This is a genomic window from Aromatoleum sp. (assembly GCF_032027225.1).
In the GTDB taxonomy this organism is placed as follows: Bacteria; Pseudomonadota; Gammaproteobacteria; order Burkholderiales; family Rhodocyclaceae; genus Aromatoleum.
In genome coordinates this window covers 94,875-109,691 of sequence record NZ_JAVSMM010000018.1, presented here as the reverse complement: position 1 = coordinate 109,691, position 14,817 = coordinate 94,875, and the positions used below count along the sequence as shown (strand labels likewise).

The window sequence follows — 14,817 nt, the reverse complement described above, 5'->3', positions numbered from 1 at the left end:
TATTGACGTAACTGAACAGAGCGTTCTGTTTGTGGTCGGTGCCACGCATCGAGATTATTGATTTGTTGATTCGAATGGAATTATATCAGCCCTGAAATACCCGCCAATACTAGGATTTATCGTAAATCAACACCCTGTTAGGAACATATTTCGTGCTCATCTTCCGTGTCGCGTTAACCCGGTCATCCCGGTGTTCACAGACAGGGTGTCGTTCAATTGGAGTTAAGCGGCTTGCTCCACCGCATTCTGTTTGGCTGTGTCGTATTGCTGAACCCCCCATGCCAGGGCGAAGCAGCACCACATGAACCGGTGCGTGTAGTCCGTCAGCCGGTGGTCCCAGAAGTCGGCGAATTCAAGCCCGTCGTGCTCGAAGCGGCAGGCCGCGCCGACGCCTTCGTGCTCAAGCGAATCGACGCCTAGAATCTCGTCCTCGACCGCTTCCCACGCTTCGGCTTTCTTCTCTGCGAAAGCGGCTTTTTCTTCCTCGCTGGCGTCGTCGTCCGGCTCTCGGTTCTCGAAGAACGAATCAAACTCGCGCTTGAGTGCATCGCGGAACAGGTCTTCCGAGAACTCCTCGACCCCGCACCGGTCACGCGCCTCGACTTTTTCCGACCAGTACGACGGGTTGATCGCCAGCGTTCTGCCATCCTTGAGGCGCATGTGCTCGCGATCGGTGCGGAAGAACTCGAACATGTCCCGGATGCGTGAGAACACATAGGTGCCCATATCGCCCGTGTAGCAGTGGTATCCAGGCCACGTAATCAGGTCGAAGTGCATGCAGCTCGTGCCGGGCCTCTTGAACCGGACGTGCCGATAAATGCCGTCATCCCGGGTCACTTCCATCTGGTGTTCTGAGACGTCTTTCAGGAATCGTGCTTCTGTAGTCATTGCCTTTTCTCCCCGCTTAACTCGTCACTCCAGCGGACCCTTCGGGCCGCTGACCTTGGTCGTTACGGCTCACGCCGCCTCTTCGAGCATGTCGACCGTCTTGTCACATCGCATGGGCGCTTCGAGCTCCTGGAGCGTGCGGCCGGCGTTGAGCCAGTCCTGGACCCATTGCGGCTTTTTGCCGCGTCCGGTCCATGCCTGGTCGGGGTTGTCGGGGTGGCGGTAGCGGATGGCGGGGTCGGCCTTGGCGGTGGGCTTCTTCGCGGCTTTTGCCTTCGCTGCGGCCTTGAGGCCTTCGCGGATGACGTCGGGGCGGATGCCGAAGCTGGTGGCGGTGTCGACGAGCGGGGCCGGAGTCTCGAATTTCGAGGAGTAGCTCGGCACGTCGAGCGTGCCGATCAGCGAGAGGTCGAACAGGAACTGGATCAGCTGGGCGGAGTTGAAGGTGTCGATCAGGGCGCTGACGCGGTGGATGCGCGCGTGGTCGTCGAGCTTCTCCTCGGTCGAGACGTAGAGCTTCGCGAGCGGCGCGCAGGCGTAGTGCCCCGAGCGAGCCCAGAACTGGCGGGCGACGAGGCGCATGTCGTCGAGCTTGAGGGACGGGTTCTTGCTGCCGTTGAGTTCGACGCGGATCGCTGTGCGGGTCTCGTCGAAGAGGCGGCGGCGGAACGCGGCTTCGAACTTGGCTTCGGCCTCGCGCTTGAGGTCGGCGGCGGAGCGGCCGGGCGTCGAGGACTTGATGCCGACTTCCTTCAGGGCCTCGGCGATCGCCTTGCTGTCGACCGCCTCGATCAGCGTGCCGGTGCGCACGTCCTCGATCAGCGTGATCGGTACGTCCCGGTCGCCGAGGATCTCGCGGTTAGTGGAGTGGCCGACGTCCACGCGGAAGCCGGCGTCGTAGTTCTTGCTGTCCAGGGCGATGAAGCCCTTCATCTGCGAACTCGCGCCGTAGGGCGCGATCTTCGCGGCATCGTTGCCGGTGATCACCTTCTGCCCGCGCGCCTCGGCCGCGGCCTTCTGGCGCTCGACCTGGGCCGCCTTCTTCGCGCCGAAGCAGGCGGGGTCGGTGCAGACGTCTGCATCGATGTCGCTGAACAAGTCTCGGCTGTTCGCGGTGCGCTTCGGGCAGTCGTTGCAGCTGCCGGCGGTGGGTACCAGCGAGTCGAGCCAGACCGGGAACGGCGCGCCCTCCATCTTGAGCATGCTGGCCTGCCGTACGCATCCTCCTCTCGGCGCGCCACCTCCCCAGGCGCAGGATCAGGAGCCGTCCTTCCTGCCACCCCGCAGACGCCTCTTCAAAACGCATCTTCCGGATCTCCTGCGACAACTCTGTCCGTCTCATCGGCACCTCCTTCGTGCCGAATGAAACCGGACAGATCACGCGGTACAAGTCCGGACAGTTTATCTGCTCCCTCCGTTGAATATGGCTTAGGTTGAATATGTTCTAAAAGACATATATCATGCAAGTCATGAAGAGATGGATGTCCGACGATCACCGGTTCGAAGGTCGCCCATCCGGTTGGGCTCCTGCGACTTTCGGGCATCGATCCAACCCGAGCGCCATCGAGAACATCACTCATGCCCAAGAAGACGAAGGAAGCAACAGGTAAGCCCACCCGAAAGAAGGCCAAGCCCGGCGGCTCCGGGAAGCCGCCGACAGTGAGCAAGGGCATCGACACCGTCGCCACGCTCAAGGAGTTGCGCAAAGCCACGCGCTACACCCAGGACGACCTGGCAGTCGCAATGGGGATGGGGCAGGGCGCGATCTCCCGGATCGAGAAGCGCGACGACATGCTGGTTTCCACCCTGCAGCACTACGTGGAAAGCGTCGGCGGCTCGCTGAAGATTCTGGTCACCTTTTCCGATCGCCCGCCGCTGATCGTCGAGCGACTGGGAAAGAAGAGCGCCTCCTTCTCCTTGCGCAGCCCCGAAGAAAAGCCCGCCGAAGCAAACGGCCAGGCGAACAACTGAAGCCAAATGGAAAACATTCCCACGCCGCATTACCTGATCGACAAGAAGTCGCTGCAGCGCAATCTGGAAATCATCGACCAGGTCCGCAAGAAGTCGGGCGCGAAGGCCTTGTTGGCGCTCAAGTGCTTCGCCACCTGGTCGGTTTTCGACTTCATGCGCGAGTACATGGACGGCACTACGTCGTCATCGTTGTACGAAGTCAAGCTCGGCTATCAGAAGTTCGGCGGCGAAACGCACGCGTACAGCGTCGCTTACGCCGATCATGAAATCGAAGAGGTCGTCGCGAATTGCGACAAGATTATTTTCAACTCGATCACCCAACTCGAGCGCTACGCGCAATTCGCACGGGGCAAGCCGATCGGATTGCGGCTGAACCCGGGGGTGAGTCATTCGGGGTTCGATCTGGCCGATCCGGCGCGCGAGTTCAGCCGCCTGGGCGAAGGTGACCCCGAGCGCATCCGCGCGATCGCAGACCGGATTGACGGCGTGATGATCCACAACAACTGCGAGAACGATGATTTCGCCCGTTTCGATGACCTGCTCGGCCAGGTCGAGAAGCGTTATGGCGACATCCTGCGGCGGCTGAAATGGGTCAGCCTTGGCGGCGGAATCATCTTCACCGCGCCAGGCTATCCGGTCGATGCCTTCTGCGAGCGCCTGCGCAGTTTTGCCCGCAAGTACGCAGTCCAGGTCTACCTGGAGCCTGGCGAGGCCGCCGTCAGACACAGCGCCACCCTGGAAGTGAGTGTGCTCGACGTCGGCTTCAACGGAAAGAAGCTCGCGGTCGTGGATGCCTCCACCGAGGCGCACATGCTCGACCTCCTGATCTACCGCGAGACCGCGCCTCTGGGAGCCGACGCGGGAGATCACGAGTACATGATCTGCGGCAAGACCTGCCTGGCCGGGGACATCTTCGGCGAAGGGCGTTTTGCAGCGCCACTACGGATTGGCGACCGCATCTCGATCGGCGACGCCGCAGGCTACACGATGGTCAAGAAGAACTGGTTCAACGGCGTCAACATGCCGTCGATCGCAGTGAAGGAAGTCGATGGCAGCGTGCGAGTGGTGCGGCAGTTCAACTTCGACGATTACGTCAATAGTCTGTCCTGACAGGTTGTTCGGACAAACAGCAGCGGAGGCGAAGTCCTATGAAACGTAATGTGCTTATCATCGGCGCCGGCGGCGTGGCTCACGTCGCCGCGCACAAGTGCGCGCAGAACAATATCGTTCTTGGTGACATCCATATCGCGTCTCGCACGCTGGGCAAGTGCCAGGCGATCATCGATTCCATCAAGAAAAAGCGCAATCAGCGTGGCTCGGGCCTGCTGAAGGCGCACCAACTCGATGCAATGGACGTTGAAGCCACCAAGGCGCTGATCCGTTCCACTGGCAGCCAGATCGTCATCAATGTCGGCTCGCCCTTCCTGAACATGTCGGTGATGACCGCGTGCATCGAAACCGGCGCCGCCTACCTGGATACCGCAATCCACGAGAACCCCGACCGGGTGTGCGAGCCGCCGCCGTGGTATGGCAATTACGAATGGAAGCGCCGCGACGCCTGCCGCGAGGCCGGGGTGACCACGATCCTGGGCGTGGGCTTCGATCCCGGCGTCGTCAACGCCTACGGGCGGTTCGCGATGGACGCTTATTTCGATGAAGTCGACTCGATCGACATCATCGACATCAACGCGGGCAGCCACGGCCACTACTTCGCCACCAACTTCGACCCGGAAATCAACTTCCGGGAGTTCACGTCGAAAGTGTGGTCCTGGGAGGGCGGCAAGTGGAAGGCCAGCAAGATGTTCGAGCATCGCAAGGACTGGGACCTTCCCGTCGTTGGCAAAAGCACCGCCTACCTGACCGGGCACGACGAGCTTCACTCGATGTCGAAGAATTTGGGGGTGCCCAATATCCGTTTCTGGATGGGCTTCGGTGAGCACTACATCAACGTGTTCACGGTGCTCAACAACCTGGGCCTGCTGTCCGAGAAGCCGGTGCGTACCGCCGAGGGCCTCGAGGTCGTCCCGCTCAAGGTGGTCAAGGCCGTCTTGCCTGACCCGGCATCGCTCGCACCGACCTACACCGGCAAGACCTGCATCGGCGACCTGGTCAAGGGAAGGAAGGACGGCAAGCCCCAGGAAGTGCTCGTCTACAACGTCTGCGATCACAAGGATTGCTACGAAGAGGTCGGCAGCCAGGCCATCTCCTACACTGCGGGTGTGCCGGTGGTCGCGGCGGCGATGCTGATCGCCAAAGGCGTCTGGGACGTTCGACAGATGGTCAACGTCGAAGAGCTCGATCCGAAGCCGTTCATCGAACTGATGAACCAAATCGGCCTGGTGACTCGCGTTCGAGACGCGAAGGGCGACCGCGTCCTCGATCCGTACAAGGAAAGCGTCGCAACGGTCAGAGTTCGGAAGCAGTTCGTCGACGCCTGATGATTCCTGTGCGGGCGGCTGTTCGCAGCCGATCCCGGCGACTCGGAGCAATCCAACCCTCTGATCGAGACTTCGGAGCTCCGGCGTCGTGGGCGTCGAGTACAAGCCCAAACGGGAGCGCGCGGGCTCGTCCAATGAGGGGCCGACTACCAACGCGCCCTAAGCCATTCCCGCGATCCCATCCTGCGGGCTTTGCCCGACGTCACGCACTGCTCAAGGTGAGTTCGGGAGGCTGCCCGACCTTCACCGATCGCCCGGACTGCCGGGATCGATGAAGTGACGCGCAACCGGAACCCGCCAGCCGCGATAGATCGCCATCAGGCGCAGGAAGATGCACGCACCGGCGCCGAGCAACAGTGAGAACGCGCGCGCCGCGCCGATCGCGTACCCGGCGGACACGATCGTGCCACCTGCGAGCGCCGCCACCGCATACAGCTCGCTGCGCAGCACGAAGGGGGGCTCGCCGGCGAGAACGTCGCGCGTCATTCCCCCGCCTATCCCGGTCATCATCCCCAGCAGGGCGGCCATGAGCGGATGGATGCCGTACTCGATCGCCTTCTGCGTGCCGACCACCGCGAACAGGGCGAGGCCGACGGCGTCGCAGAGCGCGATGGGGCGTTCGAGCGAAACCACCCTGGGATACCAGTAGAAGGTGATCAGGCCACCACCGATCGCGATCAGGAAGTAGTGGATTTCCGTGATCGCCACCGGCGGCACGGCGCCGATCAGCACGTCGCGCACCATGCCGCCGCCGACCGCGACGACGAAGGACAGGAAGAGCACGCCGAACAGATCGAATCCCTTTCGCGCCCCCAGCAGCCCGCCGCTGAACGCGAATGCCAGCGTGCCCACCCAGTCGAGCAGCTTCACCAGATCCGGTAGCAGCACCGTACTCATGGTCAGGGCCGGGCCGATTCAGTGCGCCCGGTTGGCGGCCGTATCGGTCAGAGGAGAGATCCAGGCGCCGGCGGCGGCCAGCATGGCTTCGATACCGGTGCGCAGCGTCGGGTCGACCACCGGCGCGAAATTCGGTGCATGGTTGGCCGGCAACTCGTCCAGCCTGCCGGCCTTGCGCGCTTCCTCGTAAAGCACCGGATCGATGCCGCCGATCACCCAGAACACGGTCGGAACGTTCCACGCCGTGCCGAACAGCCCGAAGTCCTCGCTCGCGCTCGCGGGCGAAATCTCGGCAATCCGATCGCTGCCGAAATGCCGTTCGAGCGCGGCAACGACCTTTCGTGTCGCGCCCTCGTCATTGCGGGTGAGGGGAAATTCGCTCAGCACGGAGAACTCCGGCGGCCTCGGCGCCCCCGACGCGGCAGCCTCTGCTTCGAGAATGCGCCTGACGACAGCGAGCACCCGGGTCCGCACTTCGTCCTTGAAGGTGCGGATGTTGAGACGGAGCAGCGCCTGATCGGGAATCACGTTCTCGTTCATGCCCGCCCGCAGCGTGCAGACGCTCACCACGGCCGAATCCGTCATCGCGACTTCACGCGACACGACGGTCTGCAGGCGCATCACCGCCGACGCCGCCATCACCACCGGATCGACACTCTTCTGCGGCATCGAGCCGTGGGCGCCGCGACCGAACAGCGTCACTTCCCAGCTGTCGCCGGCCGAGAGCATCGTCCCGGTGCGCCAGCCGATCCGGCCGGCCGAGAGCGGCATCACGTGCTGGGCCAGCGTGACGTCGGGCTTGGGGAAGCGTCTGATCATCCCGTCCTCAATCATCGCGCGTGCGCCCTGGCCGGTTTCCTCGCCCGGCTGGAACACCATCATCGCCGTGCCGCGCCACGCGCCGAGGTTAGCCGCCAGGATCTCGCTCGCGCCCATCAGCCACGCGACATGCATGTCGTGCCCGCAGGAATGCGCAATCGCGGTCGGCTGCCCGAACCTGTCCGTACCGGTCTTCCGGCTGGAATAGGGCAGGCCGGTGCTTTCCGCGATCGGCAGCGCATCCATGTCGGCGCGCATCAGCACCGTCGGCCCTTCGCCATTGCGCAGCAAGCCGACGACACCGGTCGCACCGACCGCTTCGGTCACCTCGTACCCGCGCTCCCGCAGCCAGGCTGCGACGATGCCGGCGGTGCGGTGCTCCTGCATCGACAGCTCGGGATTCGCGTGGAAGTCCTGGTAGATGCCTTCGAGGCGCGCGAGCAACTCTCCGGACGGGCCCGGCAGGCCTGCCCGCGCCGCGCCGTCTTCCGCGCTCTTACGTTTCATCCCGTTCTCCCTCAGGCTGCCGTCTCGAATTCGGCCACTCGGTCGCCGGAATGGTCGCATCCGCAATCCGACGCCTCGAGTCCCGTCCACGCGAGAAGTTCGCACGCGATCCGCAACGCCGCGTCCGGCGGCAGCGCGGTGGGGTGTTCGATCAAAGCCAGGAGTTGCAGCACGTGGGCGCGATGAGCCGACTGACGGTCGTGACCGTCAGCGCAATGGGGGCAGAGCATGGAGTCCTCTTTCGCATGGAGCCAAGTCCGGCGACAGGTGCTGCAAGGCATCGACCTTTCAACGAAATCACAACGTCGACGCCCAACAGGTATGTTCGGAATCTGCGCATTTTCTCCGTCAAGCGTCCCGCGGCAACACGGTCAGCACCCGTACGATGAATGCGTGCAACTCGTTCATGTACTTGCGCAGAAACTCGGCGGTCGAGTCGTCGGTAACCTGACCGTCTTCGGTGATGAGGCCGGGCTTGAAGTGGATGTAGGCCTCGACCGTATTCATCAACGGCGAGTTGCAGAAGCACAGCACGCCCCGCAGGCTCTGCTGCGCGACTGCGGTGCCGATCGATCCGGGCGACGCACCGATCACCCCGGAAGGTTTGCTGGCGAAGGAGTTCTGGCCCCAGGGCCGGCTTGCCCAGTCGATGGCGTTCTTCAGTCCGCCGGGAATGGAGCGGTTGTATTCGGGCGTGACGAAAAGCACCGCGTCGACATCGGCGATGGCCTTCTTGAAAGCGCGCGCGACCGGAGGATAATCCGCATCGTAGTCCTGGCTGTACAGCGGCAAATCCCGGATCGGTATTTCGATCAATTCAAGTTCCGGCGGGGCGAGCTTTACCAGCGCCTTCGCAAGCATGCGATTGATCGACGTGCTCGAAAGGCTGCCAACGAAATACCCGACCTTGTACTTTCTCATGTGAGTCTCCTTGATCCGCGGTGTGGAAATAATCCGACCTCATTTCGAGGGCGGGCCCTGCAAGGGATGAAGTTCGGCAGCGCACGCGCCGCGGCGGGAAAGCCTGGATCGTCCGCGATCAGTGCGTCATAGAGGCGTTTTGCCTGCACTGCATCGAGCGAGTTCCGCGCGACTCGGCTCGCCGACACGGCAAGAAAGGCGCCGCGATTCTTGTCATCGGCCGGTTGCGCAAGCGCCTTGGGGATCGGGGAAGTGACGTAGGCTCCAGCCAAACCGATAAGCAGGCCGCGACCCAACGGGCCGCGCCCCTGGCACATCGGGTGGTCGTGATCATCAACGCGGGCGTCCATGTCACTACTCCTGCCTTTTGCACAGGATGACGCGGTAATCGCAAGTCACCGCACCTCGCAACTGCCGAACGCCGAAGCATCCCGGTTTCCCCTCGTTGCAGTGACTGAAACATAGACAAGCAATGTGTGGAGCGCAACGACGCGTCTATTCGTGAAGAATTCGTAACATGCTGTTTCATCAGAGGTTTTTGTTTCTTTCCGGGCATGGCCGACCAAAATGGCTTTAGTCGGTACAAGAAAAGCGCGTACGGTGAAGGCGAGGGGGCGCCGCCGCGTCGTCGGATGAACGACTCTGCGTGAGGCAATGCCGGGAGGTAGGTGGCGAAGGCTCGCCGCGGCTGGTCTTCTTCACGTCCGGCGTCGCGATCATCGGCACCGAATCGAGCCATGGTCCCTTCCGATCGTCTCGCCACTTCCGCGCGCCCGGGTCGACGATGCGTACCGCTCGCCGCAGGGCGATGTTCATGGCCCCGGGCAACTTTCCGCTCACGGCGTTCTCCAATCCACGCCAGCCGGGCGAAGTTCTGTTACCGAAGGGGACAGATGCGAGCTTCGTCGTGGTAGCGCGACAGCGAGGCTTGGGAGCGTCTTCAATGTCGCGCCACGGTGCGCACTTCGGCTGGGAACGATCGGCACAACGGCACTTCGAGCTTCATGTCGCTCTCCTCGACGGAACGCCACCGCGGCTGGCGAGGGGCGGCCTTCGCCTGATGACCATCCGATTGCTCCTCCCGCTCCATGTGACGTCCTTCAGATGGGAGGAGAAATATGCCGTTCGAGAGGCCTGCGCCGGGATGGCCCGGCAGCCCGGCGAGATGGACGTCGAGCGCCAAAAGCGGCGTCGGCACGGCGCTGCAACCGCAAAGTCGGGTCTGGTTCACGCTGAGTCACGGCATCCTCAACGAGGTCTACTACCCGCGGGTCGATCAGGCATGTACGCGGGATCTGGGTCTCATCATCAGCGACGGGCACGGCTTCTTCTCGGAAGAGAAGCGTGATGCAACCAGCACCATTCGACCCATCGTCGAGGGCGTACCGGCTTTCATCGTCAGAAGCGCATGCAATCAGAAGCGCTATCAAATCGAAAAATTGGTGTTCGCTGATCCTCGCCACGATGTCGTACTTCAACGCGTGACGTTTGAAGCGCTCGCCGGCGCCGCCTCCGACTATCGGCTTTATGCGCTCCTTGCACCGCATCTCGTGAATAAAGGCGCTGGGAATACCGCATGGATCGACGATTACAAGGGCGTGGCTATGCTTTTTGCCGCGGGCGACGGAACGACTCTCGCCCTCGGCTGCTCGGTTCCCTTTGGTGCGAGCTCGGCGGGCTTCGTCGGGGTCTCGGACGGCTGGCAAGATTTGAGGCAACACTTCGAGCTGCGCTGGCGCTACGACGTTGCGCGCAACGGTAATGTCGCGCTCACCGGCGAAGTGAACCCGGCAGAGTGCGGTGGCAGCTTCGTCCTTGCATTGGGGTTCGGCAGGACGGCGGCAGAAGCCGCGCTCCGGGTTCGCATCAGCCTCGACAAAGATGTTGACAAAGCGCTCGACGAATACGTGGCTGGATGGCGCGCTTGGCAAGACACGCTCGTGCCACTCGACCGTGCCGGGCATTCGAAAGGACACAATACGTATCGAGTGAGCACAGCCGTGCTGCAGACGCACGAGGCTCGCTCGTTTGTCGGCGGCTACATCGCCAGCCTGTCGGTTCCCTGGGGCTTTGCCAAGGGCGACCATGATCTTGGCGGCTACCATCTCGTCTGGCCGCGCGATCTCGTCGAGACCGCGGGCGGGCTCCTGGCCGCGGGAGCGAAGAAGGAAGCGCGACAGGTCATCGATTACCTCCAGGGCATTCAAGAAGCGGATGGCCACTGGCCACAGAACTGCTGGCTCGACGGAACGCCTTATTGGTACGGCGTGCAGCTCGACGAATGCGCCTTTCCCATCCTTCTCGTCGATCTCGCACTCCGCGAAGAGATCTTGTCCAGACACGAGCTGCCCCGCCTGTGGCCGATGATCGCGGGAGCTGCGGGATACATCGTCAGAAATGGACCGGTTACTGGACAGGATCGATGGGAAGAGGATGGCGGTTATTCACCCTTCACTCTTGCAGTGGAGATCGCCGCGCTACTGGCTGCCGCCGATTTAGCTGAAGGCATCGCAGCACCGAGCTTGATCGCCTACCTCCGCGAGACCGCCGATATCTGGAACAGTCTCGTCGAACAATGGACCTATGCCACCGATACTCCGCTCGCCCGGCAAGTGGGCGTCGACGGCTATTACGTTCGCATCGCTCCTCCGGAAACCGCCGACGCAGCATCACCCCTGAGCGGCTTCGTCCCCATCAAGAACCGTCCACCTGAAACGAGCCGCGAGAAAACCTCGCTTGTGGTGAGTCCCGACGCGCTGGCGCTCGTGCGTTTCGGCCTGCGGGCCGCCGATGATCCACGTATTCTGAATACCGTGCGGGTCGTCGATGCCTTGCTGAAAGTGGATTTGCCCGCGGGGCCGTGCTGGCACCGTTATAACAACGACGGGTACGGCGAGCACCAGGATGGCCGACCGTTCGACGGCACCGGCGTCGGTCGAGCTTGGCCTTTGCTCACGGGCGAGCGGGCGCATTACGAGCTCGCGGCGGGCAACAGGATCCGCGCCGAGACCTTGCTCGCGACACTCGAAGGTTTCGGCAGCGATGGTCATCTCATCCCCGAGCAAGTATGGGACGCAGCCGACATCCCCGAGCGCAAGCTCTTCCAGGGCCGGCCTTCGGGCTCGGCGATGCCGCTGGTTTGGGCACACGCCGAGCACGTCAAGCTCCTGCGCTCGCTGGCGGACGGACGTGTGTTCGACATGCCGCCCCAGCCGAAAGAGCGCTATCAGGTCCGACATGTGCGCTCGCTGCGCTCCGTCTGGCGCTTCAACAACAAGTGTCGCTGCTTACCGGCAGGACGCGTTCTCCGGGTCGAACTCCTCACGATGGCATCGCTCCACTGGAGCGTAGACGGCTGGCAAACCGTCCAGGATACGCCGACCGAAGATAGCGGCCTTGGCATCCACTTCGCCGATCTCGATACGGCGAGCCTCGAACCGGGCGACGCGATCGTCTTCACGCTGTATTGGCCTGCCGCAGATCGATGGGAAGGTGTGGATTATGATCTTGTGGTTGAGTGATCCCACGACGGAAAAGAGACTTCAGGCGGCGACGGAGCCATCGCGCACTGCTTCGCTGTAACGCTGATTCACGCGTGATGGGACTTACGTCGAACCCAACGATTTTCGATCATGCGATCAAAGACAGCCAAACTGCAGGACGACGGCACCGCATCTTTCGTCGAATCTTGGAAGGACCTGATGGGCCGTCTAGAATCCAAGGCGGCCGCGATCCGCAAAGCCAGCTGAAGTAGACGCCAATGACGTCCCACACCAGACTCAGTGGGGGAACATCGATGAGCATCCAGCCCTGCGCCTGCGCCCCGCCTGGGCAGCGTTGGAAAAGCACTATCGCTCGATCAGGGATATCACTATCGGGCGGCTCTTCGCCGAGGATCGCGCGCGCGGGGAACGTTTGGCGGTCGACGCCGCCGGGGTCTATCTCGACTATTCCAAAAACCGGATCACCGACGAAACCCTCGAACTATTGCTCCAGCTCGCCCACGAATCGGGATTGCGAGAGCGCATCGATGCGATGTTCCGCGGTGACAAGATCAACGTCTCGGAAAACCGCGCCGTCCTTCACGGTGCGCTGCGCGCATCGCGGGGCACCTCCATTATTCACAACGGCAAGAACGTCGTAGCTGAAGTGCACGCCGTTCTGGACAAGATGGCGGAGTTCGCCGATCGGCTGCGTAGCGGCGCCTGGAAGGGGCACGCCGGCAAGCGTATCCGGAATGTGATCAATATAGGCATTGGCGGATCCGATCTCGGCCCCGTCATGGCCTATGAGGCGTTGCGGCACTACAGCGACCGTTCGCTGACATTCCGCTTCGTATCCAATGTCGACGGCACGGATTTCGCCGAGGCGGTCCGCGATCTCGATGCCGCGGAGACCCTGTTCATCGTCTCCTCGAAAACGTTTACCACGCTGGAGACGATGACCAACGCGCAGACCGCGCGTGACTGGGTGCTGTCCGGACTAACCGGTGACAAGGCTGCGATCGCCCGCCATTTCGTCGCCGTCTCCACCGATACTGCAGAGGTCGCGAAGTTCGGCATCGACACGACCAATATGTTCGGCTTCTGGGATTGGGTCGGCGGGCGCTATTCGATGGATTCCGCGATCGGCTTGTCGACAATGATCGCTATCGGTCCCGATAATTTCCGCGCAATGCTCGACGGCTTTCATGCGATCGACGAACACTTCCGCACGGCGCCGTTCGAGCGCAACCTCCCGGTGCTGATGGGGCTGTCGGCCCTCTGGTACAACAATTTTTTCGGTGCGCAGACCGTTGCAGTCTTGCCGTACGAGCAATATTTGAAGCGCTTTCCGGCCTATCTCCAGCAACTGACGATGGAGAGTAACGGAAAGCATGTGACACTCGACGGCACGAGGGTCGATTACAATACCGGCCCGATTTACTGGGGCGAGCCCGGGACCAACGGTCAGCATTCCTTCTATCAATTGATTCACCAGGGCACGCGTCTGATCCCATGCGATTTCATCGCCCTCATCCGGACGCTCAATCCGCTCGGCGCCCAACACGACATACTGCTGGCAAATGTTTTTGCGCAGACCGAAGCCCTGGCCTTCGGCAAGACGGAAGAGGAACTCAGGGCGGAAGGTACCCCGGATTGGCTGGTGCCGCATCGGCTGTTCGAGGGCAATCGCCCGTCAAATACTATCCTTCTGGACGCATTGACTCCTGCCGCGCTCGGCAAGCTGGTCGCACTCTACGAGCATAGCGTCTTCACCCAGGGCACGATCTGGGCGATCGATTCCTTCGACCAGTGGGGCGTCGAGCTCGGCAAGGCGCTTGCGCATCGCATCATTCCCGAGCTCGAAAGCGCCACCGAGCCGGAACTTCTGCACGACAGCTCGACCAACACGCTGATCCAGCGCTATCGCCAATTGAAAGGAGAGCGCTGATGCCGCGAGGATACGACCGCCAGCTCTACATCCTGCCATTCGACCACCGCGCTTCGTTTGAAAGCCGGATGTTCGGCTGGACTGCTCCATTTAGCGACGCGCAAATCGAGGAAATCGCCGCGGCCAAGCGGCTCATCTACGACGGGTTCAAATCAGCGCTTGCCGCCGTACCAAGAGAAAAGGCCGGCATCCTGGTGGACGAGCAATTCGGCTCGGCCTTGCTTCGCGATGCGGCAGCGGAGGGCGTCGTTACCGCCTGCCCGGCCGAAAAAAGCGGGCAGCACGAGTTCGATTTCGAATATGGCGAGGATTTTGCGAAGCATATCGAAAGCGTCCGTCCAAGCTTCTGCAAGGTCCTCGTGCGTTACAACCCGGAGGGCGACAGAGCCATGAACCGGCGTCAAGCGGGGCGGCTGCGCAGGCTTTCGGATTATCTCGAGCGCTCGGACCGGAGCCGCTTCATGGTCGAGCTTCTGGTTCCCGCTGAAAAGGCGCAGCTCGATGCGCTCGGGGGCGACAACGGAGCTTATGAACGGGAGTTGCGACCGCGATTGATGGTTGGCGCCATCGAAGAACTTCAGAGCCTGGGCGTCGAAGCGGACGTGTGGAAGGTCGAGGGCCTAGATCGGCGGGAGGATTGCGAGAAGATCGTGGCGGCGGCACGGTCGGATGGTCGTGTTTCCGTCGGCTGCATCATTCTTGGGCGCGGGCAGGGCGACGCCAAGGTTCGTGATTGGCTCACAACGGCCGCCGGCGTCCCCGGCTTCATCGGCTTTGCCGTCGGCCGCACCGTCTTTTGGGATCCTGTCGCGGACTGGCGCGCCGGAAAGCTTACTCGCGCAACCGCGGTCGACGAGATCGCGCGCCGTTACCGCAATTACGTCACTGTTTTCGAGTCTGCTTCCAGTTCCGCCGTCCGCACGGATACCTGATCGCGGGCGGG

Annotated in this window: 13 protein-coding genes; 6 read left to right on the top strand and 7 right to left on the bottom strand. The window is 62.3% G+C overall.

Annotation, left to right across the window (positions count from 1 at the left end; translation table 11 throughout):
- Positions 1-222: 222 nt before the first annotated feature.
- Together ROZ37_RS17735 and ROZ37_RS17730 are read right to left on the bottom strand one after the other, a co-directional pair.
- On the bottom strand, positions 223-888 hold the full coding sequence (locus ROZ37_RS17735; RefSeq protein ID WP_312661341.1) for a hypothetical protein: 666 nt from the start codon (positions 886-888) through the stop codon (positions 223-225).
- 69 nt (positions 889-957) lie between these two features.
- Positions 958-2,091 (bottom strand): H-NS histone family protein, encoded by a 1,134-nt coding sequence (locus ROZ37_RS17730; RefSeq protein WP_312661340.1) that lies wholly within the window; start codon positions 2,089-2,091, stop codon positions 958-960.
- A 375-nt stretch (positions 2,092-2,466) separates the two neighbouring features.
- Between ROZ37_RS17730 and ROZ37_RS17725 the strand changes: the two genes are divergently transcribed.
- Genes ROZ37_RS17725 through ROZ37_RS17715 form a run of 3 tightly spaced genes read left to right on the top strand, consistent with a single transcriptional unit; the run spans position 2,467 to position 5,297 of the window.
- Positions 2,467-2,859: a helix-turn-helix transcriptional regulator gene (locus ROZ37_RS17725; RefSeq protein WP_312661339.1), complete on the top strand. Its 393-nt coding sequence runs from the start codon at positions 2,467-2,469 to the stop codon at positions 2,857-2,859.
- A gap of 6 nt (positions 2,860-2,865) precedes the next feature.
- Complete coding sequence (locus ROZ37_RS17720) at positions 2,866-3,969, top strand: carboxynorspermidine decarboxylase (protein ID WP_312661338.1); 1,104 nt, start codon at positions 2,866-2,868, stop codon at positions 3,967-3,969.
- Positions 3,970-4,007: 38 nt separating this feature from the next.
- Positions 4,008-5,297, top strand: coding sequence for a saccharopine dehydrogenase family protein (locus ROZ37_RS17715; RefSeq protein WP_312661337.1), 1,290 nt, complete (start codon positions 4,008-4,010; stop codon positions 5,295-5,297).
- 243 nt (positions 5,298-5,540) lie between these two features.
- Here ROZ37_RS17715 and ROZ37_RS17710 read toward each other — a convergent pair whose 3' ends face one another.
- The 5 genes from ROZ37_RS17710 to ROZ37_RS17690 all read right to left on the bottom strand — a co-directional run bounded on the left by ROZ37_RS17710 (position 5,541) and on the right by ROZ37_RS17690 (position 8,791).
- Positions 5,541-6,167, bottom strand: a complete 627-nt coding sequence (locus tag ROZ37_RS17710; RefSeq protein ID WP_312661336.1) for a trimeric intracellular cation channel family protein — start codon at positions 6,165-6,167, stop codon at positions 5,541-5,543.
- A gap of 45 nt (positions 6,168-6,212) precedes the next feature.
- Positions 6,213-7,520, bottom strand: coding sequence for an amidohydrolase (locus ROZ37_RS17705; RefSeq protein WP_312661335.1), 1,308 nt, complete (start codon positions 7,518-7,520; stop codon positions 6,213-6,215).
- A gap of 11 nt (positions 7,521-7,531) precedes the next feature.
- The gene (locus ROZ37_RS17700) at positions 7,532-7,750 is read right to left on the bottom strand and encodes a hypothetical protein (protein ID WP_312661334.1); all 219 of its coding nucleotides are present in this window, start codon (positions 7,748-7,750) and stop codon (positions 7,532-7,534) included.
- 118 nt (positions 7,751-7,868) lie between these two features.
- The gene (locus tag ROZ37_RS17695; protein ID WP_312661333.1) at positions 7,869-8,441 is read right to left on the bottom strand and encodes an NADPH-dependent FMN reductase; all 573 of its coding nucleotides are present in this window, start codon (positions 8,439-8,441) and stop codon (positions 7,869-7,871) included.
- The gene (locus tag ROZ37_RS17690; RefSeq protein WP_312661330.1) at positions 8,438-8,791 is read right to left on the bottom strand and encodes a sugar dehydrogenase complex small subunit; all 354 of its coding nucleotides are present in this window, start codon (positions 8,789-8,791) and stop codon (positions 8,438-8,440) included. Before ROZ37_RS17690 ends, ROZ37_RS17695 begins: the two co-directional genes overlap by 4 nt.
- 768 nt (positions 8,792-9,559) lie before the next feature.
- Here ROZ37_RS17690 and ROZ37_RS17685 point away from each other — a divergent pair.
- From ROZ37_RS17685 to ROZ37_RS17675, 3 genes are all read left to right on the top strand, one after another.
- The gene (locus tag ROZ37_RS17685; protein WP_312661329.1) at positions 9,560-11,962 is read left to right on the top strand and encodes a glucan 1,4-alpha-glucosidase; all 2,403 of its coding nucleotides are present in this window, start codon (positions 9,560-9,562) and stop codon (positions 11,960-11,962) included.
- Between the two features lie 271 nt (positions 11,963-12,233).
- The gene (gene pgi / locus ROZ37_RS17680; RefSeq protein ID WP_312661344.1) at positions 12,234-13,874 is read left to right on the top strand and encodes a glucose-6-phosphate isomerase; all 1,641 of its coding nucleotides are present in this window, start codon (positions 12,234-12,236) and stop codon (positions 13,872-13,874) included.
- Positions 13,874-14,806, top strand: coding sequence for a 2-deoxy-5-keto-D-gluconate 6-phosphate aldolase domain-containing protein (locus ROZ37_RS17675; protein ID WP_312661327.1), 933 nt, complete (start codon positions 13,874-13,876; stop codon positions 14,804-14,806). The genes pgi and ROZ37_RS17675 overlap by 1 nt, the downstream gene beginning before the upstream one ends.
- Positions 14,807-14,817 lie beyond the last annotated feature (11 nt).

Coding starts and splice junctions, on each gene's coding strand:
- ROZ37_RS17735 (WP_312661341.1), bottom strand. CDS start 888: ATGACTACAGAAGCACGATTCCTGAAAGACGTCTCAGAACACCAGATG.
- ROZ37_RS17730 (WP_312661340.1), bottom strand. CDS start 2,091: ATGCTCAAGATGGAGGGCGCGCCGTTCCCGGTCTGGCTCGACTCGCTG.
- ROZ37_RS17725 (WP_312661339.1), top strand. CDS start 2,467: ATGCCCAAGAAGACGAAGGAAGCAACAGGTAAGCCCACCCGAAAGAAG.
- ROZ37_RS17720 (WP_312661338.1), top strand. CDS start 2,866: ATGGAAAACATTCCCACGCCGCATTACCTGATCGACAAGAAGTCGCTG.
- ROZ37_RS17715 (WP_312661337.1), top strand. CDS start 4,008: ATGAAACGTAATGTGCTTATCATCGGCGCCGGCGGCGTGGCTCACGTC.
- ROZ37_RS17705 (WP_312661335.1), bottom strand. CDS start 7,520: ATGAAACGTAAGAGCGCGGAAGACGGCGCGGCGCGGGCAGGCCTGCCG.
- ROZ37_RS17700 (WP_312661334.1), bottom strand. CDS start 7,750: ATGCTCTGCCCCCATTGCGCTGACGGTCACGACCGTCAGTCGGCTCAT.
- ROZ37_RS17695 (WP_312661333.1), bottom strand. CDS start 8,441: ATGAGAAAGTACAAGGTCGGGTATTTCGTTGGCAGCCTTTCGAGCACG.
- ROZ37_RS17690 (WP_312661330.1), bottom strand. CDS start 8,791: ATGGACGCCCGCGTTGATGATCACGACCACCCGATGTGCCAGGGGCGC.
- ROZ37_RS17685 (WP_312661329.1), top strand. CDS start 9,560: ATGCCGTTCGAGAGGCCTGCGCCGGGATGGCCCGGCAGCCCGGCGAGA.
- ROZ37_RS17675 (WP_312661327.1), top strand. CDS start 13,874: ATGCCGCGAGGATACGACCGCCAGCTCTACATCCTGCCATTCGACCAC.